The sequence below is a fragment of the Streptomyces sp. NPDC032721 genome (assembly GCF_055579625.1).
Map to the genome: position 1 here is coordinate 74,219 of NZ_JBVIMX010000007.1, position 25,304 is coordinate 99,522.

Sequence of the window (25,304 nt, forward strand, 5' to 3'; positions counted from 1 at the left end):
CCTGTTGTCAGCCTACTGAGCCGTGCTTCCCTTCAGCGCCGCACGCAGCTCCGCGAGGGTCTGGACGGCGGGCCAGTATCCGCTTTCGGCGGCCTCGGTCAGTTCTCGTACGCCGTCGGCCATCCGGCCGCGAGCGAGGTGGAGGCAGGCCAGTTCGAGTGCCGCGTGACCGTTGCCCGCTTCCGCCGCCGCACTCAGCCAGTGGTCGGCGCGCTCGCGCAGGAACCTGCCCAGCAGGATTGCCGATCTCCGGTTGCCCGCGCTCGCGGCGGACTCCAGGTAGCCGATCGCACCCGCCTCGTCGGAGCCTTGGTCGAGCAGCAGCTCGCCCAGAGCTCCGGCCGCCTCGACGCTTCCGGCGTCCGCCGCCTTGCGGTACCAGTGCTCCGCCTCCGCGGGGTCTTCCGCACCTTCCCGGAACTTGGCGAGCATGATCATGGCGTCCAGGTCTCCCGCCTTCGCGCGCGGGCGCAGGACGCTGGAGAAACGGTCCACCAGGCCGACCTGGTCGAGTCCGCTCTCCTGGGCCGCCTCTACGATCATGCGGAGCCACACCTCGTCCGGTGCGGGCAGGAGGTCGGTGGTGAGGGCGCCGTGGGCCCGATAGGTGCCCGGGGCGGTGCCCTGGACGAGCAGGCTCAGACCGGGCACACCGAAGTGGTCGCGGGTGGCCCAGGCGAGCGCTTCGTCGAGCGGCTCTGCCTGCAGAGCCGCTGATTCGGCATCGAACCACGCGTACAGGCGTTTCAGCAGGTCCCAGGAGACCGCCTCCCGTACACCGCAGCGCACCAGATCAACGGCCACCCGGACCAGGCGGTGGCCCGTTGGGTGGGCGCCGGGGGTGCTCCGGTGCTGCCATTCGTCCCGGAGGTAGTGACCGAAGGCGAGGTACGCGGCGATGCCCTCGGTCTCGGCGAGCTCACAGGCCTCGGGCACGCGGGGGTCGTGGCAGTGCGCCATTCGCTTGCGCTCGGCGGCGCTCCACCGGTGCGGGACCTCGACAGTGTGGGCGAGCGTGACCACGCGGTCGGTGCGGCGCTCGCGGTACGCGTCGATGTCCATCGTCGCGAGCACCACGGCCCCCAGGGCGTTCAGCCGCGCCAACACGCCCGGTTCCAGGCCGCCTTGGCCGAGGTGGCCGTCGAGTTCGCCCAGCCACAGGACGTACTTTCCGGGTTCGCTCCGCAGCAGCGGGCGCAGGTCGGCGCCGGGTTCGGGGGCGTACAGCTGGTATCCGTCCAGCTGGTTCACCGCGTGCCAGGCGGTGTACGAGGTGCCGGAGAGCGGTTTGGTGAGGAGCAGTACGAAGCCGTTGTCCGCCAGTCCGTCGGCCAGGGCGGCGTCGCAGTCGCGCGCGACGTACGGCGGGGCATGGGTCAGGCCGGGGGCGCGGCGGGCGGGGCGTACGCCGAACTCGGCGGCGGTGACGTCCTGGACAGGGCGCCAGTCGTGCGGGCCGGTGCTGGGGCCGGTCGTCGGGTGGGTGGGGTGGGTGACGTTCTGTACGCCGACGACCTGGCCGTTGATGGTGTTGTTGTGGAAGCCGACGTGGTCGCCCGCGATGTGGTGCTCGACGGTTCCGGCGTAGCCGACCTGGAACACGGATCCATAGGAAGTGTGGCCCGAGAGGGTGTTGCTGATGGAGGTGATCTCCGGGGGCGAGGGCTGCGGGGCCGCGCCGGGCTTGAGTCCGGGCGCCTCCTCTCGCAGGGCCTGCCGGATCTGCTCGACCACTTCGCCGTCGGCCTTTTCCAGGTCGGACAGCCAGGCACGCCACCGCTCCGGGGACGTGCCGTACCGCCGGTGGAAGTTCTTAAGTTCGACGGCCCCGTACCTGTCCGCGATCAACTGCCCCACGCGGCCTTCGACCAGGGTCCAGAGGGCGTGTCCCGATGCCCGCGCCAGCCAGTCCGCCAGCTCGCCCAACTCCGTTGCCACACACGCCCCCTACGACACTAGAACGGCCACCCGCCAGCCTACTGAGCTCCCGCCCGCTCGGCAGCGAGGATCGCGTCCCGGTAGGCGCGGGACGCGGCGCGCAGTGCGGTCTCCGGGTCCACGCCCTCCGCTTCCGCGCGGGAGGCAAGGGCCAGCAGTTCGTAGCCGATTCCACCGTCGCCCGCCGGGGGCGCCACGTCGAGTCCCGCGCTGCGTACACGTGAGGAGAGTTTCGCGGCGAGGGCCAGGGCGGGCTGGGCGAGGGGGATGCCCTCGGTGACCGAGTCGCGCTGCTTCTCGATGGCCTTGGTGCGGAGCCAGTGGGCCTTGACGTCGGCGGGGGTCTCGGCGGTCTCGTCGCCGAAGACGTGCGGGTGGCGGTGGATGAGCTTGTCGATGAGGGTGGCCGCGACGTCGTCGATGGAGAAGGGCCCTTCGCCGTCCTCGCCGTCCCCGTCCCCGTTCCGGTCCCCGTCCTCCGCCCCCGCGCCGGTGGCCTCCTGCGCGATGCGGGCGTGGAAGACGACCTGGAGGAGTACGTCGCCCAGTTCCTCGCGGAGCTCGGTGCGGTCCTCGGTCTCGATGGCCTCGACGAGTTCGTACGCCTCCTCGATGCCGTACTTGGCGAGGCCCTTGTGGGTCTGCTGGGAGGACCACGGGCACTCGCGGCGGATCCGGTCCATCACGTGGACCAGGTCGAGGAGGCGCGCGCCGGGCAGGTCGTACGAGCCGGGGAGGAGTTCCAGGTCGGGCATCTGCACCCGGTTCGAGCCCGCGAGGCGGGCCAGGCCGTCGGTGAGGCGCGTCTCGCTCGCGCCGTCCCCGGCGGTGAGGACCACGGCGGTGCGGTCGCCGTCGGCGCAGAAGGCGACGAGTTCGTCGGCGGTGGGGGTGCCGTGCCCGACCGTGACGCCCGCCTCGTGGAGGTACGGGAGCTGGGGGTGCTCGGTGTCGGCGCACACGACCCGGTCCGCCGCGCGCAGGGCCTGCCAGGCGGGCCAGGAGAGCAGGCCGGGGGCGACCCGGTGGCTGACGGTGAGCAGGACGATACGGCCGGGGGCGGCGGGTGTTTCGGTCACGGGTCGACGTTACCCGGGGGCCGGAACCGCCCGTACCCGGTCCATCCGGCCGCCCCCTGGAGGCGGCTACTGCTGCGGCTGCGGGGCGCCGCCCTCGTCCGCCGCCTGGGCCTCCTTGCTCTTGGTCTTCTGGGTGATCCAGGGGGTCCGCTTCGCCGCGAGGCCGATCTGCTCGTCGTTCCAGGCGCCGTAGCGCGGGTTGACGTTGATGTGCAGGGCCTTGGAGGCCTTGACCAGTACGGCGGTGACCTTCTGCTGGCCCTCGGGGCTGGCCAGGTCCGCCTGGTTCGCGGCGGCCAGCTTGCTCAGCAGGATCTCCTGGCGCAGGGCCTGCTCGATCTGGTCCGGGGCGAAGCCCTGGCCGAGCAGCTTCGCGGCGACCTTGTCCTCGCCGCCCTCGTAGCCGACGGCGGCGGCCCGCGCGTCCTGGATCTCCTTGCGGGTGACCGTCAGGCCGGCGTCGGCGGCGGCGCGGTCGACGACCCTGGCGAAGATCATGCCGTGCAGCTTGGCGCGGCCCAGCTGTCCGGTGTTGCTGACCAGCTGGACGGCCTGCGGGGTCTTCGCCTGCGCCGCCCGTACGTCCTTGACCTGGCTCTGCAGGGAGGACACCTCGATGCGCTCGCCGCCCACGAGGGCTGCCGCTCCGGGATGGGCGTCGTTGCCGCACGCCGTGAGGAGGGGGGCTGCGACCAGCAGTCCGGCGGAGAGGAGGAGCGTGGTGCGGGTGCGCGTGCGGCGGTGCAAAGGGTGCCTCCCGGGGCGGTGATCGTGCGGCGTCGTGCGGGTCGGAGAAGGTCGGCGGGGCTACGTCGGGCGGGCGAACTGGCCTTGCGGAGTTGATGTTAGGCAGCCGGAGTGGTCCGGGCCACTGATTCGACCAACGAGTCGCCGCGATACGGGGATGCGCCGGGGGCGGGGCGCGGGCTGGTGTTCGTCTCGCTCACCAGGAAGTGCGGGCGGCGTTTGGCCTCGTAATAGATGCGGCCGACGTATTCGCCGACCACGCCGACCATGACCATCTGTACGCCGGAAAGCGCGGTGACGGCGACGAGGAGCGTCACATAACCGGGGGTTTCCACACCGTTGACGAGTGCGTCACCGACGATCCACGCGGTGTACGCCATGGCGCAGGTGAGGAGGAGGAGTCCCAGATAGAGGGCGGCCCGCAGGGGTTTGTTGTTGAAGGAAAGAACGCCGTCAAGTCCGTAGTTGAGGAGTTTTCCGAAGGTCCATTTGGAGCGGCCCTGCTCGCGGACGAGATTCTCGTACGCGAATGTCGCGGTGGGGAATCCGATCCAGGCGAAGAGGCCTTTCGAGAAGCGGTTGTATTCGGTGAGCTGGAGTACGGCGTCCACGGCACGGCGGGACAGCAGGCGGAAGTCGCCGACGCCGTCGACGAGTTCGACATCGACGAGGCGGTTGACGAGGCGGTAGTAGGCGCGGGCGGTGAGGGTGCGGGTGACGCGGTCGCCGGTGCGGGTGCGGCGGGCGACGACCTGGTCATGGCCCTGGGAATGGAGGTCGATCATGCGGGTGATGAGTTCGGGCGGGTGCTGGAGGTCCGCGTCCATGATCACTACGGCGTCGCCGTCGGCGTGCCGCAGACCCGCCAGCATGGCGGACTCCTTGCCGAAATTACGACTGAAGGACACATAGCGGACGCGCGGGTCGGAGGCCGCTATCTCGCGGAGGTGGTCGAGCGTCGCATCACGGCTGCCGTCGTCCACGTACACGAATTCGAATTCGTGGGTGGGGGCGAGCGGGGCGATTTCCCGTGCGACATGGGAGTGGAATCGCCGGACGATGTCCGCCTCGTGGAAACAGGGCACGACGAGGGAGATGAGCATGTGCCATGGCAGCGCGGGCAGATGACGTTTTCTCAGGGGGTGGGTGACGGGCGGAGGGCGATTCGGTTAACGGAATCGCGGGGTGCTGGTGAAAGGGCCGTACGCGTGTTTACGGTCGGACCCATGATCGGCATTTCGCGCCAGAAGTCTCCGGCGCCGCGGAGCGCGGACCGGGCCACGTCCGGGGCCACGTCCGGAACCGCCCCCGGGACCGAGCACCGGACCGCGCCCCGGCGCGGGCGTCCCGCCGCTGCGGCCGCGCTGCTGGCCGGCGGGGTGGCCGCCTTCGCGCACTGCCTGGGCTCCGCGCTGGCGGGCAGCCAGCCGTTCGGGGCGATGAACCGGAACGTGAACGACCTCGGCACCCAGTTCGTCCCCTTCCACACCCATCTCTGGGACGTGCTGCACGGGCGCGCGGACGGCGGCTGGCTGGTCAACTGGCAGTCGGGGTACGGCTCCAGCTTCCTGCCGGACGTCGGGACGTATCTGTCGAGCCCGTTCGCGCTGCTGGTCGCGCTCTTCCCGCGCGAGCGGATCGACCTCGCGGTGTACGTGTCCTCGGTGGCGCGGATCGCGGTCGCGGCGGCGGTGATGGCGTGGCTGCTGATGCTGCTGCGACCGCGCAAGTCCGCTGACGGATACGGGCGTTGGTGGCTGGCGGGCGCGCTCGGGGCGGCGTACGCACTGTGCGGGTGGTCGGTGATCGAGGCCTCGTACAACCCGATGTGGCTGGACGGGCTGATCGGCTTCCCGCTGCTGTGCGTGGTGGGGGAATGGGTGCGCACGGGGCGCCGGTTGCGGGTGTGGTTCGGAGGCGGGGTGGCGCTGGTCGCCCTGGTGTGGACCGCGAACTTCTACACGGCGTACATGGCGACGATCGGCGCCGGGCTCGTGCTGGGGGTGCGGCTGCTGATCGACGGGGGTCCGGTGCGCGCCCGGCTGCGGACAGCGGCGCGGGCGTGCGCGGTGGTGGTGCTCGGGATCGGGGTGTCGGCGCCGGTGCCGCTCACCGTCTTCGCGGGGACGCGGCACGCGTATCCGGGGATGGGGCTGACGTTCCGGCCGGCCGGGTGGGGGGATGTGCTGGCGAGGCTGCTGCCGGGCACGTACGGGTTCAACTCCCCCGCGATGTACGTCAGTTCGGCCGTGCTGGTGCTGGCTTTCGCGCTGCCGTTCCACCGGGGGGTGGCGTTGCGGGTGCGGGTGGGGTGGCCGGTGCTGGTGGTGGCGGTGCTGGTGTCGATGCAGTGGGGGCCCACGCATCTGGCGTGGCACGCCTTCGCGGAGCCGAACGGCAGCCCGTACCGCCAGACCTTCGTACTGAGCGGGGTGCTGGTGATCGCGGCGTGGCTGGCGGTCGGGGACACGGTGCCGGGGCGGCGGGCGCTGGCCGGTGGGGTGGGGGCCGTGGTCCTGGTGGGGCTGGCGGGGCTCTGGAGTTCGTTCACCGGGCGGTGGGCCTGGGTGGGGCTGGGTGCCGGGCTGGTGATGGTGGCCGGGGCGGTGGTGCTGCTGGGGCGGGCGGGGCGGGCAAGGTCGATGGGGCCCGTGGCGGGTTCGGCCCTGGCGTCCCGGCGGGTGTACGTGGTGGTGGCCGCGGTGCTCCTCGTCGGGTGCACCGTAGGGCAGTCCGCGCTGACGACGGCGTGGGGCGCGAAGCGGCGGGTCGCCACGCAGGACGACCACGCCCCGTACGGGGCACGGCAGTCGGCGCAGAGCCGGGTGATCGAGGGGGTCGACGGCTGGCCCCGCTACCGCACCGACCCGGGCCGCACGCAGACCGTGCACAACGACGCGATGGTGGTCGGCGGGCAGGGCGCCTCGTACTACAGCAGCATGACGTCCGAGGTGCTGACCCGGACCCTGGGCGCGCTCGGCGACGGCTGGAACGGCAGCGGGCGTGCCCCGCACAGCCTGGACAACCCGGTGACGGACGCCCTGTTCGGGGTGGGCGCGAGGCTGCGGTCGACGTACCGGCAGGGCGCCGACACGGACTTCACGGTCGTACGACGGGACGCCGCGCCCCTGGTGACGCAGCGGCCCACCGACGGCTCGGACCTCCGCTTCGGCCACTCCGCCTTCGCCAATCAGGAGTTGCTGTTGGGGGCGAAGGTGTACGAGCGGCTGGCGGGGACGGCCGGGGTGTGCACGGCGGGGGCGCCGGTGTTCGTGTGGGCACCGGGGTTCAAGGGGGCGGCCAGGCCGATGACCGGCCGTGACCGGGCGGACGTCCGCTTCGAGGCGAAGAAGGGGCGGGTGCGGGCCCCGATGCAGCAGGTGGGAACGGCGGGACCGGACGGCCGGGTCCGCATCGCCCTGCGCGGGACGGGGGCCCGGGGCGCGGAGGTGGCCTGCCTGCGCGAGGACCGACTGGCTGCCGCCGTACGGGAGTTGAGGGCGGGCGCGGCGGGGGCGTCGGCGGAGCTGGGCGACGGGACGATACGGGTGGTGCTGCCGGGGACCGGTGCCGCGGCACCCCGGACCGCCCCCGTGGGCAAGGGCGCGACCGCCGTACTGGCCGTTCCCCGCATCGCCGGCTGGCGATGCGGGGTCGACGGCGCCGAGCCGCGCCCCGCCCGCTCCTACTTGGGGCTGCTCGCCGTCCCGCTGGAGGCGGGCTCGCGCGAGGTGTCCTGCGTGTTCCGGCCGCCGGGGCTGCGCGCGGGTGCGGCGGTCGGGGCCGGGTCGGCCGGGATCGTCGGGATCGTCGGCGCGGTCGGTGCCGCCGGAGCCCTGCGCAGGCGCAGGCGCGCGAACACCGCCGCCCCCACCAGCACCAGTAGCCCCACGCCGCTCCCGACCAGCCCTGCGGAGAGTCCCGCCTGACGGTAGCCGCAGGAGAACTGGGTGCTCCCGGAGCCGAGCGGCACGGCCAGCAGGCCCTGGAAGGAGGCGGCCGGGGACTCCTTGCCGCCGTTCACCGAGCACTGCCAGCCCTTGACCGCGGGGACCGCCACGACCGCCGTGCCCTGGCCGCTCCCGGGCTTCAGCGTGGCCCGGATCTCGTGACCGGACATGGTCAGCTGCTGCGGGGCGCTGCGGTGCAGGTCGGCGATGGCCGTGTGGAGGCGTGCCTGGTTCAGGCAGCCCACGAGGTGCCGGGGGACGCTCTGGCCCGGCTTGCTCGCGGTGAGCGCGACCGTGAGGCGGCCGTCGCGCGGGACCTCGCCCAGGGAGCGGACGCCTGCGGCGGTCATGTTGCTGGCCCGCCCGAACCACTGCACGCCCTTGTCCCCGTTGACCGCGATCCGCCCGGCGAACCACGGGGCGTGCGCGTACGCCGTGCTGCCGGGTGCGCAGCTCAGCTCGAAGCGGGCCCGGTGGCCCTTGCGCAGGGGCCACCCGTGCTTGCCCGGGGTGTTGCCCGCCAGCGGGCGCAGGTCGGGCACCGCGTAGACGGGTGCGCCGATCGCGCTGTTCAGCCGGTCGAAGGCGGTGACGTCGCCGCCCTTGTGCACCGGCGGCACGTCCGCTCCCGGCCGCCGTACGGTGACCAGCGGGGCTGCCTCGGCCCGCCGGAGGACCGCCTTGCGCGAACCCTCGGGCTCCTCGGCGAGGTACGTCGTGGAGCCCATCAGGGCCCGTCCGACGGGCTCGTTGAAGCTCTTGGTGTGGCGGCCCTCGATGTACCAGGCGGCGCCGAGTGCCTGGAGGGTGCGAGCGGTCTCGGCGGGGACGTGGCTGCTGTAGTAGGAGCCGCCCGGAACGCCGAGCAGCATCGGGTCGTTGTTGGCGTACTCGTGCGGGCCGGGGTCGGCCCGCTGCCAGGGGGCGTTGTCGCCCGCGCGCAGGACCTCGCGCATCCGCAGGGTCTCGGCGTCGTAGGTCCGCTTGGGCGCGTACCAGGCGATCTTGTCCCGTACGCCCATCACCGAGGTGACGGTGGCCGCGCAGGACAGCAGTACCGCGCAGCCGAGCCCGGCGGCGATGAACACCCGGGCCCGCCGGGCCGTGACCGCGCTCGTCCGCGCGTCGCCCGCTCCGCCGCGCCCTGCGGCGGCGCCGCCTGCTCCCCCGTACCGGCGGAGCAGGATCAGCCCCGCGCACATCACCGGGATGCCCACGAATGCCAGCAGCAGTGTCCTGGTGCCGACGGTGCGCTGGCCCGCGACGAGTGCCGCCAGGACCAGCAGGACGCCTGCCCCGGCGAGGAGCTCGCGCGGGGCGGGCCTGCGGGAGAGGGCCAGCCAGGCGATCATCGTGAGGATGCCGCTGAGGACGAAGGTGGCGCGGTAGGGGCTGCCGTTCGGGATGGCCAGGCCGTGCCAGAGCAGGACGCCCGGCTTCCACACGAACGACAGCCCGACCAGCAGTGCCAGCCCCCACCACAGGGCCCGCTCGCGCACCGTCACCGACCGCTGGAAGGCGAAGGTGGCCAGCAGCAGCAGTCCCAGGATGCCGAAGCAGATGCCGGGCGCGGAGGTTCCGGTGCGCCCGCCGGGGAAGAGCTGGGCGAGGTAGAGCAGCGGGGACGGCGCTCCCTTGTACGGGATGACCGTGACCGGCTGGGACGCCTTGCTGGAGACGTACGACACGATCATCACGGGTGCGACGAGCAGCAGGCCCGTCGCCGCCATGCCCGCGGCCCGCAGCAGCACGCGCGTACGCGCGCGCCAGGGCATGTCGTCGCGCAGCAGCAGCCGTACGACGAGGACCAGCGCGGCACCGAGGGTGGCCATCGCCGCCGTGTAGAAGTTCGCCGCCCAGCACAGGGCGACGATCAGCGTGCCGAGGACCCAGCGGCGCCCCTTCAGGCACCAGTCGGCGGCGATCCCGATGAGCGGCAGCGCGATCGGGCCCCACATCCACATGGGGTCGGCGTAACCGTCGCTGACCACCCAGGCGCACAGCGCGTACCCGACGGCGAGCAGACCGCGCTGCCAGGCGGGTCCGGGCCGCAGCCGGGCCAGGAAGAGGGTCATGACGGTCGCGGCGAGGCCGAGCGAGAACAGGGTGACGAGGAAGACCGGGAGCTCGACGAGGTCGCGCGGGAAAAGCCCGACGAGGAAGGAGAACGGGTTCGTCAGGTAGGTGAAGAAGTCCGGCAGGAAGGGGGATCCGTAGCCGCTGTTCCAGTTGAAGAGCAGGTCGCCCTGGGCCTCGCCGTGCATGAGGTCCCACAGGTGGGCGTGGTACGGGACGAACTGGTTGCCGAGGTCGTTGACCGCGCGCGACCGCTCGCCGAAGGGGTACGTGCCGCGCAGGGCGATGCCCAGGCTGTACGCGGCCATGGCGGCGAGTCCGGCGAGGACGGCGACGCCGCGTTCACCGGTGGCACGGCGCAGCAGGGCGGAGGAGCTCCACGCGCGCGTGGGGGCGGCTTCCTGCTTTTCCGCCGTGCCGTCGGTGTGCTGGCTCTCGCCCTGGGTAAGGATCCGCCGGGACAGTACGAACGTCACCGGGATCGCCGCCGCGGCGGCCACCAGCGGCGCGATCCGCTCGTCCATGCCGGCCCACTCGACCAGTACGAAGACACCCACCGAGGTGACGACGAAGTTGGTCAGGTTGGTGAGCGGGAACAGCAGGAACTTCCGCCAGGTGGGGCGGGTGCGATAGGTGAAGTACGTGTTCAGGAAGAACGAACCCACCATGCTGATCATGAAGGCCAGCACATAGGCGGGGTAGTAGGGCAGCCACTGGTGCAGGGCGAGATAGCAGGCGTAGAAGGTTCCGGTGTTCACCGCGCCCACCAGGGCGAACCGGAACACCTGGAAGAACTGCGTGGACGTCACTGCCCGTTTTCCCTGTTCCCCGTGCTGACGTGCGTGGTGGTCTGTGCGGTGGCCGGCGTGGTGGTCTGCACCGGGTTGACGCGGGTGCGCGCTGCCGAGAATCCCGGCGCGGCCGTTTCCTTCACCAGGAAGTGCGGGCGGCGCTTGGTCTCGTAATAGATCCGGCCGATGTATTCACCCACCAGCCCCAGCATCACCATCTGTGCGCCGCCCAGGCCGACGATCGCCGCCAGGAGCGTCGCGTATCCGGGAGTGCGCACACCGAACGCAAGGGTGCTGATCAGGATCCACAGCACATAGAGGGCGGCCATTCCCGCGAGTACGAGACCGAGGTGAATGGCGACGCGCAGGGGCTTGTTGTTGAACGAGATGAGGCCGTCGACGCCGTAGTTGACGAGGGCGCCGAAACGCCACTTCGTCTCTCCGGCCTCGCGCTCCACATTGGTGTAGTCGAAGGTGACGGTGTCGAACCCGATCCACGAGAACAGCCCCTTGGAGAAGCGGTTCTGCTCGGGCATCGAGAGCAGGGCGTCGACGGCCCGGCGGGACAGCAGCCGGAAGTCGCCGACGCCGTCCGCGAGCTCGACGTCCACCCAGCGGTTGACCATGCGGTAGTACGAGCGCCCCAAGGTGCGGCGCAGCCGCGACTCGCCGTCCCTGTTGCGCCGCGCGATGACCTGGTCGTGGCCCCGGCTGTGCAGCTCCAGCATCTTCCCGATCAGCTCGGGCGGATGCTGGAGGTCCGCGTCCATCAGCACGACGGCGTCGCCGGTGGCGTCGCGCAGGCCGGCCAGCATGGCGGCCTCCTTGCCGAAGTTACGGCTGAAGGAGGTGTAGCGAAGCGCGCCCGGGTGCTTCTCCGCGAGCGTGCGCAGCAGTCCGAGGGTGTTGTCGGAACTGCCGTCGTCGACGTAACAGATCTCGTAGTCGACCGGAAGTGAGTCGAGAACGGCCCGCACTTTCGTGTCGAACGACTCGATCACGGATTCTTCGTTGAAGCAGGGCACCACGACCGCCAGGCGCATGGGGTCTCACTTCCGGTCTGTACTGGAACTCCGCACGAAATCTCTACGGCGGATACTTGGTCGCCTAGCGAGACAGTGTTAGTGACGAGTCGGTTGCCTCTGTGTGAGCCACTTCACATTAGGCGGAGAAAAGCGGAAGTCGCCACACGACCGCGCAGAACGAGTCGTGACCCCCCGTTCGCCAGGTGCGTTTCCAGTGCCTCGCGGACGCCCGGCCAGGCCGCGTCGCCGTAGTCGTCGAGGACCACGATTCCGCCGTCGGCGACGATCTCCTCGGCCCATTGGAGGTCGGCGAGCACGCCTTCTCTGGAGTGGTCTCCGTCCACCACGACCACTCCGTACTTCCGGTCGGAAACCGCCACCCGGATATCCGGATCCTGCGAGAAACCCTTGAAAATACGGGCGGCCGGGGGTCCGTCGGGCTGTGCGGCGAATGCGGTTCCGGCCATCGTCAGGTTGGCCCGCACCACGTCCTCGCGGACCGGGGTGCCGGTGGGATCGGCGTTGTCGCGGACCGCGTCGGGCTGGAGCTGCGAGCCGATGAGCGGGTCGACGATGGTCAGCCTGGGCTCGATCCCCTCGCGGTGCAGCATTCGGGTGAGGGCGGTCGCGAAGAGGCCGTGGAGGGTGCCGATCTCCAGCACGTCGGAGTTGGGCGGAGCCAGAAGCGGAATCGTGGCGAGTTTTCCGCAGACGTTGGAAGTGCCCCCTGCGAGGCGTCCGACACCGAGTGCTTCGAGCGCCACGACGGTCCGGAACGCGGACGTCACCGCCCGCCGCGCGTGCGCGCTGCCGCTGACTTCCGCCACCTGGGTGACCAGCGTGGTGATCTGCTCGGCGGAGGGCATGCGGTGCGCGCCCCGCCCCGTGCGGTCGAGCAGCATGCCGACGGCGTGGCTCTGCTTCTTGAGGACGTCGAGCTCGGCGCGCAGTGCGGCGACCTCGTTGCTGGTGGTGCGGGTCTGGGTGCGTACGCGCTGGTCGACCAGGGCCGCGAAGGGACGCAGGGCGCGGCGGGCGAGGGGGTGGGTCAGCAGTGGCATGGGCGGGACGCTAGACGGCCCGTCGGATGGGGGCGTGGCCCTCGGGCGACGGCAGGGCGAACCGGGGGTGACGGTCGCACCGGAACTTTGTCAGGACAACCGGACAGCCGGACGACGGACGGGCCGGTGGGCCGACGGGACCGCCAAGGGGGCCGACCGGCTCTCAGCCCCGGCCGCCGCCGAGCTGCCGCTGGCGCTCCAGGGCCCGGCGCACCTCCGCGACCAGCGGGTGGTACGCCCCGTACACGCCCTCGGCGTCGTACAGCAGCCCCTGCAACTGGCGTACCGCTTCCCCGTGATCACCGAGGGCGAGCAGCAGCTGTGCGACGCGCAGCCGCAGTTCGAGGGCGCGGGAGGGGTCGTTGCCGGTGACGTAGGCGTTCTCGTAGTACGGCAGCAGGGCCCGGTACTCGGCGAGGGCCGCCGCCGGTTCGCCGAGCTGCTCCAGGCACTGGGCGGCGTCGTACCGGAACTGGAGCGCCTGCGGGTCGGCGGGCCCGCTCTCGGCGGCCCGGTCGTCGGCGAGGCGGCGCAGTTCGGGCAGGGCGCGCCGGTACTGGCCGTCGTCGAGCAGGGTCGCCGCGTACTGCTTGCGCAGGATGCGTACCACCGGGGAGCGTTCGCCGTGCTCGGCGGCGGCGGCCGGGAGGATCCCGCCCAGGATGTCGACGGCCTGGGTGATGCGGCCCTCGCCGAGGAGTTGCTTGACCTCGTCGACGGCTGCGGCGACATCGGGCCGGGAGGGCGGTGCGGGCGGCGCTCCGGGCGGCATCACGGGGGCCGGCGGCGGTACCGTCGCCGCCCGGTCAGGCCACGGCGCCTGCGGGCGCAGGAAGGGCCGGGTCGGGTCGAGGGGCCCGGCGGACCGCGGTGCGCGCGCGGGCGACCCCGACGCGGGAAGCAGCGGGACGAGCCGTTCGTAGACCTCCTGGGCGGAGCCCGGCCGGTGCTGCGGGTCCTTGGCCAGCAGGTCGAGCACCAGCGCTTCGAGCGCGCCGGGCACCTCGGGGCGGCCCTGCCGGATGGGCAGCGGCGGCTCGTGGAGGTGGCGGTGCAGGATGCCGAGCGCGGTGGTGCCCGCGAACGGGACGTCCCCGGTGAGGAGTTCGTGCAGCAGCACCCCCAGTGCGTACAGGTCGGTGTACGGGCCGACGGCGCCGCCCATCGCCTGCTCGGGCGCCATGTACGCGGGCGTGCCGATGGGGGTGCCGGTGTGGGTGAGGCGGGTGGTGTCCGTGTCGAGTACGGAGGCGACGCCGAGGTCGAGAACGGTGAGGGTGCCGTCCGGTTTGACCATGACGTTCCGCGGCTTGAGGTCGCGGTGGACGATCGGCACCGCGTGCACGGCGGAGAGCACCGCGCAGAGCTGGGCGGCGACCGCGACGGCCCACTGCCAGGGGTACGGGTCCTGTTCGGCGAGGTGGTCGGCGAGGTCGGCGCCCTCGACGTACTGCATGACGAGGTAGAGGTCGTCGTTGTCGCTGCCCGCGTCGTGCACGGTGACCAGGCCGGGGTGGTCGACCTGGGCGGTGACGCGGCACTCGCGCACGAAGCGGCGGCGCATGTCCTCGGCCTCGGTGGCGGCGGCCATCCGGTCGGGGCGCAGCAGTTTGACGGCGACGCGGCGGTCCAGGCGCTGGTCGTAGGCCGTCCAGACCTGGCCCATGCCGCCCTGGCCTATGAGGGTGGCGAGCTCGTAACGGCCCGCGATGACACGGCCGTTCACCGGAGACCTCCGTCGCCGTCCTGGGGCCGGTCCTTGCGCAGGAACTCGCTCAGCTCGTCCAGCTCGGCGCGGACCTGATGGATGCGGGGCGGGTGGGGCGTGGGGTGTTGGGGCTGGGGCTGAACCTGGGGCTGCACCTGGGGTTGGTGCTGGGTTTGGGGCTGCTGGGGCTGGTACTGCTGAGGATGCGGCTGTACGGGCTGCTGCGGCGGATAGCCGTACGCCGGCGGGACCGGCTGCGTCCAGGCGTGCGGCGGCAACGGGGGTGCGTACGCCAGCCGTTGGTAGTGCTGGATGTCCGCGATCAGGTAGTGCGTGGTGACGCCCGCCGCCATACCCAGGAGCACGAGCATGCAGACCCAGTCCACGGCCCTGAGCGGCTCGTCCTCGCCGTTCCCGTACACACCGATGATCACGAAGGTGGTGATCGCGAGCAGCAGGACCGCGACGAACAGCCCCCAGTCCATCGGCCTGCGCCGCACCACCGCGATCCGCAGCATCGCCGCCCAGGACAGGAAGCCGCAGCTGCACAGGGTGAGTACGACGAACACCACCCGGAGGGCGACCTGCACACCGGCACTCGGCAGGCTGCGCGGCGTGGTGGGGCCGGGGCCGTGCATGGCTGCTCCTGAAGGGAATGGCACGCGGCGGGACGTGCGGGAACGGTACGACGAGCGTATACAGCGACTCCGACAACGGCCCCAGGGTTGTACGGATCCGACGACTTCTACTCCGCCCGCACCGAGCCGTCCGCCAGTCCGTCGTACAGCCCCTGGACCAGCTGTTCGCCGAGCTGCCCCGCGACGCGCAGCGCGTCCTCGAAGGCGGCCAGGGTGCGGAAGCGCTCCCCGTACCGCTGCTGTTCGGCGAGCGGCAGCCGGGGCAGCTGGAGGCGGCGCACGTCCAGTCGGGCGGCGGTGGAGGCGTAGCTGCTGGCCCGGCGGTTGTTGGCGGTGCCGCGCAGGAACCCGGCGAGGAACCACGGGTCGACGGCGGCCGGGTCGGGCCGCAGCAGATGGAGGTTGCGCCCGAGGACGGCCCCGGCGCCCGCCTCGTCGATCACGCGGGCGACCGCGCCGCCGCCGAGCAGCGGCACGACCACGTCACCGGGCGCGGTGAGCACCGCGTCCCCGTCGGCCCCCTCCACGGAGCCGCCGGACGCGGGGCTCGCGCTCAGTACGTCCTGCTCGGTGAGTACGGGCGCCCCGTCCGGGCCGCTTCCCGTGCCGCCGGTACGGAGCGACAGCGCGCCCGCGCGCGCCAGTTCGCCCACCGTGGTCACCGGCCAGTGCACGGGCACGGCCTCCTCCTGTGCCGTGCCGGGCTGCGGGTTCAGCTCCGCCGTCAGGCGCAGGGTGTCCGCCAGCCGCTCCCGTACGGAGGCCAGTTCCGCCGCTCCGCCGCCCGCCGCCGGGGGCGGCAGGTGCCGGGCGGGGGCCAGGTCGACGTCGTCGTCCAGCAGCTCGACGACGGGTACGCAGCGGCTGACCCCGGGCCGCTCCTGGACGGTGCCGTCCTTCTCGAACGTCTGCCAGGTGTCGACGACCGCGGAGTGCAGGGCCGCCCAGTCCAGCTTGTCGCGGCCCGCCGCCGAGAGGTCGGCGGTGTCGACGACGAGCAGGTCGGCGGCGGGCCGGGCACCGGGCTCGGGCTTGCGCAGCACCCACAGGTGCAGGGGAACGCCGTAGGGCGGGGCCGCCCCGGCCGGCAGTGCGACGACCGCGCGCAGGGCGCCGCGCCGCAGCAGGTCGGCCCTGATGCGGCGGCCCGAGCGGCGGGACGCGGCGGCGGGCGGCATCAACAGGACGGCGGTGCCGCCCTCGCGGAGGCGGGCCAACGCGTGCTGCACCCAGGCGAGTTCGGACTCCGTACGGGCCGGGAAGCCGTACTCCCAGCGGGGGTCGTAGGCCAGTTCGTCGTGGCCCCAGTTGCGTTCGTTGAACGGGGGGTGGCTGACCACTGCGTCGACGGTGAGCTGCGGATACGCGTCGGCCCTGAGGCTGTCGGCGGCGGCCGCCCGCACCTCGGTGGCGCGGGCGTCGGTGTGCAGGGCGAGCCGGAGGGCGCCGAGGGCGGCCAGGTCGGGGTCGGCGTCCTGGGCGTACAGGGCGGCGGGCCGCTCCCCGTCGGGGGCGTCCAGCGCACACAGCAGGGACGCGGCGCCGCAGGCGGGGTCGAGGACGGTACGGGGCCGGCCGAGGAGGGCTGCCATCAGGGCGGCGGGGCCCGGCGGGGTGAGGGTGTACTGACGCGGGTTGGCGTCGAGGTGCCTGCCGAGCAGGAACTCGTACGTCTTGCGCGCCCCGGTCTCGGCGGCCAGTTCGGCGGCGGCGCGCAGCAGCGGCACGGAGGGGGCGAGGTCGTGCGCGGTGAGGGCGGGCACTGCCCAGGGGGCGGGTCCGAACCTGCCGAACAGCACCAGTTCCACCGTCTCCGGCAGCAGTTCGGCGCACTTCGCGTCGGACACGGCGGTCAGCTTCAGCCACTCGGTCGGCCGGTCCTGCACGAGGGCCAGTACGCAGCCGGTGTGCACGAGGGCGGTGACCGCCCCGGCCGGGTGGCCCGCCACCTGCTGCCAGACCCGCTCGCGCAGCGGTACTTCGGCCAGCTTTCCCTGGTCGCGGAGCCAGCCCTCGACCTCGGCGAGCGCGAAGGAGGGGCTGGTCTCGGTGCCGCCGACGGGTTTGGGGAAGTCGGGGTGGCGTCGCCGCCAGTTGCTGACGGCGGCCCGGCCGACCCCGGCCAGCCGGGCGATCCCGGCGGCGGTCACCTCTGTTGCGTCTGCTGCGTTCTCGGTCGACACCGGCTGCCACTCCCCCTCGTTCCCGTACATCTGCTGTGGACCCGAGCATACCGACCTCCTCCGACAACCCCACTTCACAGCGTGAACCAACCAATCCCTGTGAATCATGTTGACTCGGTTCACAGCTTCTGTTGTCATTGACCCATCACACCGCGGGGCGGCTGAAAGTCCCGAGCGCCGATACCGCTCTGTCTCTGTCCGGAGGACACCCATGTCTCAGCACACGAACCAGTCGCCGTACCCGCAGGGCCCCGAGTACCCGCAGCAGCAGTACGGCGGGTCCCCGCAGTACGGGCAGCCCCCGCAGCAGCAGCCCCAGCACCACGGGCACGGCGCCCCGCAGCAGGCCCGCAACGGACTGGGCACCGCGGCGCTCGTCCTCGGCATCATCGGCGCGCTCTCCGGCGTCATCCCGCTGCTGTTCTGGCTCGCCGGCATCCTCGGCCTGATCGCCCTGGTCCTGGGCCTCAGCGGCCGGGGCCGCGCCAAGCGCGGCGGGGCCACCAACAAGGGAGTGGCGCTGACCGGCGCGATCCTGGGCCTGGTGGCGCTGATCCTGTCGGTGGTCGGCGCGGTCATCACGTACAAGGCCGTGGACACCGCGGTGAAGGAGGTCGACAAGGCGCTCGCCGGGCAGGAGGCGACCAACGCCACCGGTGACAAGGCGGGCGGCGAGGGCAGCGCCAAGACCGCGAAGGCGCTCGCACCGGGCGCCACCGCCGACTACGCGGGCAAGCTGAAGGTCACCGTCTCCGCACCCTCCAAGCACTCCCCGTCGGAGTACGCCGTCGGCCACACCCAGGGCAACAAGGCGTACAAGGTCACCGTGACCATCGAGAACACGGGCACCGAGAAGTTCGACAGCGCCCTCTCCCAGGTCGACGCCCGCGCGGGCGCGGACGGCAAGGCCGCCGAGCAGATCTACGACGGCGACACGACGGGTGCGGGCTTCTCCGGATCGATCCTGCCGGGCAAGAAGGCCACCGCGGTCTACGCCTTCGACGCCCCGGCGGCGGCGAAGAACCTGACCGTCGAGGTCACCCCCGGCTTCCTGGACTTCAAGTCCTCGCACTGGGACCTCAAGCTCTGACCCGACGACCCCGGCCGCACGGTCAGGAACACGACGGGCGGGCCCGGCACCTTCGAGGTGCCGGGCCCGCCACTTTCCTCCTACCGCCCCTTACCGACGGTCGCCTCGGTCGGATTCCCGCCGGTGGGCAGCTTCTCCGCCGGGCAGCCGCCCAGCACCTTCTTCATGGCCTCCTTCTCGGCGGCCGTCACCCACACCCCGTACTTCTGCTTCACCGCCACCTGCCCGGCGACGTACACACACCGGTAGGCCTTGTTGTCCGGCAGCCAGGTGGCGGTGTCACCGTCCCCCTTCTTCCGGTTCGCCGAGGCCTCGGCGGCCACCAGGTTCAGCGGGTCGTTGGCGAAGGCGAGCCGCTTGGCGGGCTTCCACTGCTGGGCGCCCTTCTGCCAGGCGTCGGACAGGGCCACCAGGTGATCGATGTCGATCTTGCTGCGCCCGCGCACGAACTCGATCCGGCCACCGGTGTACGGATCCTTCTCCAGCACCCCGGAGGAGACCTTGCACTTGCCGTCGCTGAACTTCACGCTCCCCAGGTCCCGCTTGAGGATGTCGTCGCGGGTGCCGCACCCGTTGGCATCGGTGTCGGCCCAGGCCCGGCCGAACTCCGTCCGCTCGTAACCGGTCTTGGGCGCCCGGCCCTTGACCGTCAGCGTGTCCACGGCCGCCAGTGCGGACCCCGCCTTCCCGACGGGCCCCTCCTGCCCCGCGGTCCCCCCGCCCCCCACGAGGTCACTCGAACCACAGCCTGCGGCCCCGCACGCGAGCACCGCCCCAAGTCCCGCCGCCGACAATGCCTTCCAGGTCTTCCTGGTCGTACGAGATATCAAGGAACGCCGCCCCACCGAGAGTTGAGAACCGGAAACACCCCACCCTAGAAATGGCTGCCCAGAACGAACCGCTCGACTCACGACATTCCACCGAAATGTGGTCTAGTCCACACATCGCAGCGGATCGCACTCGTCGCGCGCATTCCGCCGACCCGGCGTAGCGTCTGAAACGTCCCGCCCTCTTCCGTGGAAGGAGCCCGCCCATGGGGATCTTCGACAACTTCAAGGACCAGGCCAAGGACAAGGCCAAGGAAATTTCCGACAACCTCGGAGATGAGGTCGACGAGAAGACCGGCGGCAAGTACGCCGACAAGGTGGACAAGGCCCAGCAGAAAGCCGAGGAGGCGCTCGGCGCGGGCGACAAGAAGGACGACCCGGCGCCCTGATCCGCACACCGGGCACCGGTCCGGCCCCGAGCCGGACCCACTGAACCCCCGCCCGCGAGGCCGCGTCAACCCGGCCTCGCGGGCGGTGTGTTGTCCACGGACCTGCGCGCTCGGAGCGCGGGCACGTTCAGCCTGCGGGCCCGACCGGTCCGGGGTGGCGCACCAGCCATTCCTGGAACTCGCGATGACGGAACTGATAGGCCGTACCGGAGGTGCGCACGAGCCCGGCGGCGGTGGCCCAGTCCAGGAAGCGGGCCAGCCGGAAGGGGAAGCGGCGGGGGTGAGTGAGCAGGCAGTAGGCGTACTCGACCCACTCGTGGCCACTGGACACCACCCAGAGGACCATTCCGGCCGGGAACACCGCGGCGCCCAAGTCCCCCTGCGCGGCCAGCAGCACCACCGCCAGCGCCACCCCGACACCGAGGTACAGGCCGGACCTGGCCCAGCCGGAGGGCCCGACCGCCGGTGCGTCCAGCCACCGCGCGGGAAGCAGGATCAGGTTGGCGGCCACCATCAGCAGCAACAGCAGCGACCATATGGGGTCCCCCATCCCCACCCACAGGTATCCGACGCCCGCGAGCTGCACGAGGACGACCATCAGGTAGCCCCAGCTGCGCGAGAGAGGCATGGAGATCCGCAGGCCGACCCGCCACAGCGGACTGCGCAACGGCGGTATGTACGGCACACCGGAAACCCCCGTCGAGGGCTCGGCGCTCCACACCCCCCGCACCAGGGCCAGCGTCCCGACGACGGCCGGGGCCAGCTCCAGCAGATACGACCACCCGTCCCAGCCGACCAGCAGACCCGACGTCACAACCGCCGTGCCCAGCAGCAGATACACCGCCGCCAGGACCCTCCGCAGCTTCCGCGTGCGCAACCGGGGCCACAACCCCCACAGTTCCAGGTTCGCGTCCGCCCCGGCCTCCCCGGCTTCCTCGCCCTCCCCGCCCTCCATGCACAACGCCAGCGAGCGGAGCCAGCGGTGCACCGAGTCCGGCGCATGACGGCCCGCCCCCCACCGCGTGCTGCCCACCGCCGCACCGACGAACCTGCCCAGCAGCAGGTCCGCCGCTTCGCCCCGGGCCGCGGCACCCAGCAGCTCTGCCGGGTCGCCGTCCCTGTCGTACACCGTCGCCGCGAGCGTCAGCCGCCACGGCGTGGACAGCGCGCGGGCCAGCACGCCGTGCGGCCGGGCACGGAGTTCGTCGAGGAGCGGCTGCCACACTGCGGGGCGGCGTGCGGCGCCGCGTGCGGCGAGGAAGTCTCGGGCCTGGGCCGCCCCGACCGGGGAGATCTCGATGCGGGCCGCGTCGAGGACGTGCCCGCCGTCCGCCTCCAGGGCGTCGTACTCCCCGGTGCGACAGGTCAGGACGACCGGGGCGGGGGCCGTGTGGTCCGCGTAGCGGCTCAGTTCGGCGAGCAGCTTGGTGGCGCGGGAGTCCCGTACGGGAACACCGGCCGCGTCCATCTCGTCCAGGCCGTCCAGTACGGGCAGCACCCGGTGCGCACGGACCAGGGACTCGGCGGCCCGGTGCGTCAGCCCGTACTCCCGCTCCACCCGCCGGACGATCCACTCGACGAAGCCCTCTTCCTGATCCCAGTCGGAAAGCGAGATCAGCACGGGTACGGGGTCGTCGTCCGCGCGCGTCCTGATCAGTTCGAGGACCAGCTTGCGGGCCAGTACGGTCTTGCCCGCGCCCGGTTCGCCCGTGATGACCAGGCGCTGGGGCCTGACCTCCCGGTAGTCCTCAACCACCTTGGCCAGCCGGCCCGCGGGCGAAGCGGGCAGCCGGGCCGCCCTGCCGTGCGCGTACGGGCGGAACACGAAGGTGACGTCGATCGGCGTCAGGTCGCCGCCGAGGCTGTGCGTCCACTGCGTCTCGCCGACCAGCCGCACCGCGCTCGCCAGCCCGGCCACCGCCGCCGCATCGTCGTCCTCGGCCCGGCGCCGGAACGTGGCCAGGGCTGCCAGCAGACCGAGGACCCCGGCCATCATGGCGACGATGTCCGTACGCTGCGACCAGTCCAGCGGGCCCTGCTTGGCCAGCAGCACCCACACCAGACAGGCCACGGCCAGTACGGTCCCGCCGAGCCGCAACGGCCATCGACCGCTCACCCAACTCCCGCCCGCCCTGCCCGACATGAAGTCATCCTGCCGGAATTCAGGGGCGCGCGAGCGGGTGACGAACCAACGAACGACACGGCGCGAGCGGTCCGAGCACGGACCGCGGGCCTTCACCGGCGCTCAGCTCAGGATCGTCGTCAGGAACTCCCCGGTCCAGGACAGCAACTCCCGCCCCACCACCGGCTTCCCGCCGATCTTCCCGGTCGTCGGGCGCGGCACCAGGATCTGGTGGACGGCCGGCTTGATGACCGTGCGCGGGTACAGCCGCTTGAGCCGTAGCTCCTGCGACTCGCGGAGCTCGACCGGGGCGAAGCGGATGTTCGGCCCTTGCAGGACGATCTCGCCGACCCCGCACGCCCGCGCCAGCATCCGCAGCCCGGCGACCAGCAGGAGGTTCTCGACCGGCTCCGGCAGCTTGCCGTAACGGTCGGTGAGTTCCTCGCGCACGGCGGTGATGTCGGCCTCCGTGTTCGCCGAGGCGATCGCCCGGTAGGCCTGGAGGCGCAGCCGCTCGCCCGGTGCGTAGTCGTGCGGGACGTGTGCGTCCACCGGGAGTTCGATCTTCACCTCCAGCGGCGCCTCCTCCTGCTCGCCGCCCTCGACGGCGGCCCGGTAGTCGGCGACGGCCTCGCCGACCATGCGGATGTAGAGGTCGAAGCCGACGCCCGCGATGTGTCCGGACTGCTCGCCGCCGAGCAGGTTGCCGGCGCCCCGGATCTCCAGGTCCTTCATCGCCACGTACATGCCCGCGCCCATCTCCGTGTGCTGGGCGATGGTCGCGAGCCGCTCGTGCGCGGTCTCCGTGAGCGGCTTCTCCGGCGGGTAGAGGAAGTAGGAGTAGCCGCGCTCGCGGCCCCGGCCGACGCGTCCGCGCAGCTGGTGCAACTGGGAGAGACCGAAGTTGTCGCCGCGCTCCACGATCAGCGTGTTGGCGTTGGAGATGTCGATTCCCGACTCGACGATCGTCGTCGACACCAGCACGTCGAACTTCTTCTCCCAGAAGTCCACGACGACCTGTTCGAGGGCCGTCTCGGACATCTGCCCGTGGGCGGTCGCGATGCGTGCCTCGGGCACGATCTCGCGCAGTTTGGCCGCCGCGCGGTCGATGGACTCGACCCGGTTGTGGATGTAGAAGACCTGGCCCTCGCGCAGGAGTTCGCGGCGGATGGCCGCGCCGATCTGCTTCTCCTCGTACGGGCCGACGAAGGTGAGCACCGGGTGGCGCTCCTCCGGCGGGGTGGTGATCGTCGACATCTCGCGGATGCCGGTGACCGCCATCTCCAGGGTGCGCGGGATGGGGGTCGCCGACATGGTCAGTACGTCGACGTTCGCCCGGAGCTTCTTCAGCTGCTCCTTGTGCTCGACGCCGAAGCGCTGCTCCTCGTCGACGATGACCAGGCCCAGGTCCTTGAACTTGGTCTCCTGCGAGAACAGCCGGTGCGTCCCGATGACGAGGTCGACCGACCCGTCCTTCAGCCCTTCCAGGGTGGCCTTGGACTCGGTGTCGGTCTGGAAGCGCGACAGCGCCCGTACGTTGACGGGGAACTGGGCGTACCGCTCGGTGAACGTACCGAAGTGCTGCTGGACGAGGAGTGTCGTCGGCACCAGGACCGCGACCTGCTTGCCGTCCTGGACCGCCTTGAAGGCGGCGCGGACCGCGATCTCGGTCTTGCCGTAACCCACGTCGCCGCAGATCAGGCGGTCCATCGGCACCGACTTCTCCATGTCCTCCTTCACCTCGGCGATGGTGGACAGCTGGTCGGGCGTCTCCGCGTACGGGAAGGCGTCCTCCAGCTCGCGCTGCCAGGGGGTGTCGGGGCCGAAGGTGTGGCCAGGGGCGGCCATCCGCGCCGAGTACAGCTTGATCAGGTCGGCGGCGATCTCCTTGACGGCCTTCTTGGCGCGCGCCTTGGTCTTGGTCCAGTCGGCGCCGCCGAGCCGGTGCAGCGTCGGGGCCTCGCCGCCCACGTACTTGGTGACCTGCTCCAGCTGGTCGGTGGGGATGTAGAGGCGGTCGCCGGGCTGGCCGCGCTTGGCGGGTGCGTACTCGACCAGGAGGTATTCGCGGGTGGCGCCCTGCACGGTGCGCTGCACCATCTCGATGTAGCGGCCCACGCCGTGCTGTTCGTGCACGATGAAGTCGCCGACCTGGAGGGTGAGCGGGTCGATGGACTTGCGGCGGCGGGCGGGCATCCGGCCGAGTTCCTTGGCGGCGGTGCGCTGGCCGGTCAGGTCGGTCTCGGTGAGGACGGCGAGCTGGAGGGCCGGGTCGACGAAGCCGGTGTCGAGTACGCCGCAGGCGACGTGGACGACGTTCGGCGAGATCTCGGCGAGGTCGGCGTCGAGGCGGGCGGCGATGCCTTCGCCGGAGAGGACCTCGACCGTACGGGAGGCGGGGCCGTGGCCCTCGGTGACGAACACGGTCCGCCAGCCGTCGGCCAGCCAGCCCTTGGTGTCGGCGAGCGCCTTCGCGGTGTCGCCCCGGTACATCTCGGGGGCGTGCATCCCCAGCTTGAGGGTGTCGTCCTCCAGGTCCGCGTCGTCGGCGGCGAACGGGGACACCGACCACCACATCATCCCGAGCTCGCGCGCCCGGTCGCGGACGTCGGCGATGCCCCACAGGGACGCGGCGCCGACGTCGATGGGCGCGACGCCGCCGCCCGCGGTGGCCGCCCAGGACGCCTGGAGGAACTCCTGCGAGGTGGCCACCAGGTCGGCGGCCCTGGTCCGTACCCGCTCGGGGTCGCAGACGACCGCCATCGAACCCTCGGGGAGGACGTCGAGCAGCAGCTCCATGTCGTCGACCAGGACCGGGGCGAGGGATTCCATGCCCTCGACCGCGATGCCCTCGGCGATCTTGTGCAGGAGTTCGCCCAGCTCGGGGTGGGCCTCGGCGAGGGCGGCGGCCTTCTCGCGGACGGAGTCGGTGAGCAGCAGCTCGCGGCAAGGGGGTGCCCAGACGCCGTGTTCGGCGACCTCCAGGGAGCGCTGGTCGGCGACCTTGAAGTAGCGGATCTCCTCGACGTCGTCGCCCCAGAACTCCACCCGCAGCGGGTGCTCCTCGGTCGGCGGGAACACGTCCAGGATGCCGCCGCGGACCGCGAACTCGCCGCGCTTCTCGACCAGTTCGACCCGGGAGTACGCGGCCGCCGCGAGCGCGTCGGTGAGCTCGCCGAGGTCGGCGCTCTGCCCGGACCTGATGGACACGGGCACCAGGTCGCCCAGGCCCTTGACCTGCGGCTGGAGCACGGAGCGCACAGGTGCGACAACCACGCTGACGGGGCCTGCCGCCGGGTCGTCCTGGCGGGGGTGGGCGAGCCTGCGCAGGACGGCGAGCCGGCGGCCGACGGTGTCGGAGCGGGGCGAGAGCCGCTCGTGCGGCAGCGTCTCCCAGGCGGGGTACTCGGCCACCGAGTCCTCGGGCAGCAGCGTGCGCAGCGTCGCCGCCAGCTCCTCGGCCTCCCGGCCCGTCGCGGTGACGGCCAGCACCGGGCGCCCGGCGTCCCGGGCGAGGGCGGCGAGCGCGAAGGGGCGGGCGGCGGAGGGGCCGACCAGATCGACGTGCATGCGGTTGCCGTCGACCGCGGCCTTCACCGCTTCGGCGAGCGCCGCGTCTCTTACCACTGCATCCAGCAGGCCGTGCAGGCTCATGAAAGGCTTCCGTCCGAACGCGTAAG

The 25,304-nt window shown here is 71.9% G+C and carries 15 protein-coding genes and 1 pseudogene; 3 read left to right on the forward strand and 13 right to left on the reverse strand.

What is annotated here, in order from left to right; genetic code table 11:
- Window positions 1–12: 12 nt before the first annotated feature.
- The 4 genes from ACZ5PB_RS16405 to ACZ5PB_RS16420 form a co-directional block, all read right to left on the reverse strand.
- Window positions 13–1,938 carry a tetratricopeptide repeat protein gene (locus ACZ5PB_RS16405; RefSeq protein ID WP_468691668.1) on the reverse strand — a complete coding sequence of 642 codons (1,926 nt, stop codon included), beginning with the start codon at window positions 1,936–1,938 and terminating at the stop codon, window positions 13–15.
- Window positions 1,939–1,976: 38 nt separating this feature from the next.
- Window positions 1,977–3,017 carry a nucleoside triphosphate pyrophosphohydrolase gene (locus tag ACZ5PB_RS16410; protein WP_468691670.1) on the reverse strand — a complete coding sequence of 347 codons (1,041 nt, stop codon included), beginning with the start codon at window positions 3,015–3,017 and terminating at the stop codon, window positions 1,977–1,979.
- Between the two features lie 66 nt (window positions 3,018–3,083).
- Entirely contained in the window at window positions 3,084–3,764 is a 681-nt protein-coding gene (locus ACZ5PB_RS16415; RefSeq protein WP_468691671.1) for a SurA N-terminal domain-containing protein, read from the reverse strand.
- A 98-nt stretch (window positions 3,765–3,862) separates the two neighbouring features.
- Window positions 3,863–4,867, reverse strand: coding sequence for a glycosyltransferase family 2 protein (locus ACZ5PB_RS16420; RefSeq protein ID WP_468691673.1), 1,005 nt, complete (start codon window positions 4,865–4,867; stop codon window positions 3,863–3,865).
- Window positions 4,868–4,990: 123 nt separating this feature from the next.
- Between ACZ5PB_RS16420 and ACZ5PB_RS16425 the strand changes: the two genes are divergently transcribed.
- Window positions 4,991–7,693: a YfhO family protein gene (locus tag ACZ5PB_RS16425; RefSeq protein ID WP_468691674.1), complete on the forward strand. Its 2,703-nt coding sequence runs from the start codon at window positions 4,991–4,993 to the stop codon at window positions 7,691–7,693.
- 32 nt (window positions 7,694–7,725) lie between these two features.
- On the opposite strand, the pseudogene ACZ5PB_RS16430 reads toward ACZ5PB_RS16425, so the two are convergent.
- The 6 genes and pseudogenes from ACZ5PB_RS16430 to ACZ5PB_RS16455 form a co-directional block, all read right to left on the reverse strand.
- A pseudogene (locus ACZ5PB_RS16430) lies at window positions 7,726–10,599 on the reverse strand (YfhO family protein); the annotation flags it as partial.
- Window positions 10,596–11,624 (reverse strand): glycosyltransferase family 2 protein, encoded by a 1,029-nt coding sequence (locus ACZ5PB_RS16435; RefSeq protein ID WP_468691675.1) that lies wholly within the window; start codon window positions 11,622–11,624, stop codon window positions 10,596–10,598. The gene ACZ5PB_RS16435 and the pseudogene ACZ5PB_RS16430, both read right to left, overlap by 4 nt.
- A 113-nt stretch (window positions 11,625–11,737) precedes the next feature.
- Entirely contained in the window at window positions 11,738–12,667 is a 930-nt protein-coding gene (locus tag ACZ5PB_RS16440; protein ID WP_468691677.1) for a class I SAM-dependent methyltransferase, read from the reverse strand.
- 163 nt (window positions 12,668–12,830) lie between these two features.
- Window positions 12,831–14,393, reverse strand: a complete 1,563-nt coding sequence (locus ACZ5PB_RS16445) for a protein kinase domain-containing protein (RefSeq protein ID WP_468691679.1) — start codon at window positions 14,391–14,393, stop codon at window positions 12,831–12,833.
- Window positions 14,390–15,013, reverse strand: coding sequence for a hypothetical protein (locus ACZ5PB_RS16450; RefSeq protein WP_468691681.1), 624 nt, complete (start codon window positions 15,011–15,013; stop codon window positions 14,390–14,392). Before ACZ5PB_RS16450 ends, ACZ5PB_RS16445 begins: the two co-directional genes overlap by 4 nt.
- 107 nt (window positions 15,014–15,120) lie before the next feature.
- On the reverse strand, window positions 15,121–17,163 hold the full coding sequence (locus ACZ5PB_RS16455) for an N-6 DNA methylase (protein WP_468692094.1): 2,043 nt from the start codon (window positions 17,161–17,163) through the stop codon (window positions 15,121–15,123).
- A 244-nt stretch (window positions 17,164–17,407) separates the two neighbouring features.
- On the opposite strand from ACZ5PB_RS16455, the gene ACZ5PB_RS16460 reads away from it, so the two are divergent.
- Window positions 17,408–18,286, forward strand: coding sequence for a DUF4190 domain-containing protein (locus ACZ5PB_RS16460; protein WP_468691683.1), 879 nt, complete (start codon window positions 17,408–17,410; stop codon window positions 18,284–18,286).
- An 80-nt stretch (window positions 18,287–18,366) separates the two neighbouring features.
- Here the strand turns inward: ACZ5PB_RS16460 and ACZ5PB_RS16465 are convergent, their stop codons facing one another.
- A complete protein-coding gene (locus tag ACZ5PB_RS16465; protein WP_468692095.1) occupies window positions 18,367–19,056 on the reverse strand; it encodes an HNH endonuclease family protein in 690 nt (229 codons plus the stop codon).
- 263 nt (window positions 19,057–19,319) lie between these two features.
- Between ACZ5PB_RS16465 and ACZ5PB_RS16470 the strand changes: the two genes are divergently transcribed.
- On the forward strand, window positions 19,320–19,502 hold the full coding sequence (locus ACZ5PB_RS16470; protein WP_468691684.1) for an antitoxin: 183 nt from the start codon (window positions 19,320–19,322) through the stop codon (window positions 19,500–19,502).
- A 127-nt stretch (window positions 19,503–19,629) separates the two neighbouring features.
- On the opposite strand, the gene ACZ5PB_RS16475 is transcribed toward ACZ5PB_RS16470, so the two are convergent.
- Both ACZ5PB_RS16475 and mfd read right to left on the reverse strand, forming a co-directional pair.
- Window positions 19,630–21,618, reverse strand: coding sequence for an NACHT domain-containing protein (locus ACZ5PB_RS16475; RefSeq protein WP_468691685.1), 1,989 nt, complete (start codon window positions 21,616–21,618; stop codon window positions 19,630–19,632).
- Between the two features lie 129 nt (window positions 21,619–21,747).
- Window positions 21,748–25,278: a transcription-repair coupling factor gene (gene mfd, locus ACZ5PB_RS16480; RefSeq protein WP_468691687.1), complete on the reverse strand. Its 3,531-nt coding sequence runs from the start codon at window positions 25,276–25,278 to the stop codon at window positions 21,748–21,750.
- Window positions 25,279–25,304: the final 26 nt, after the last annotated feature.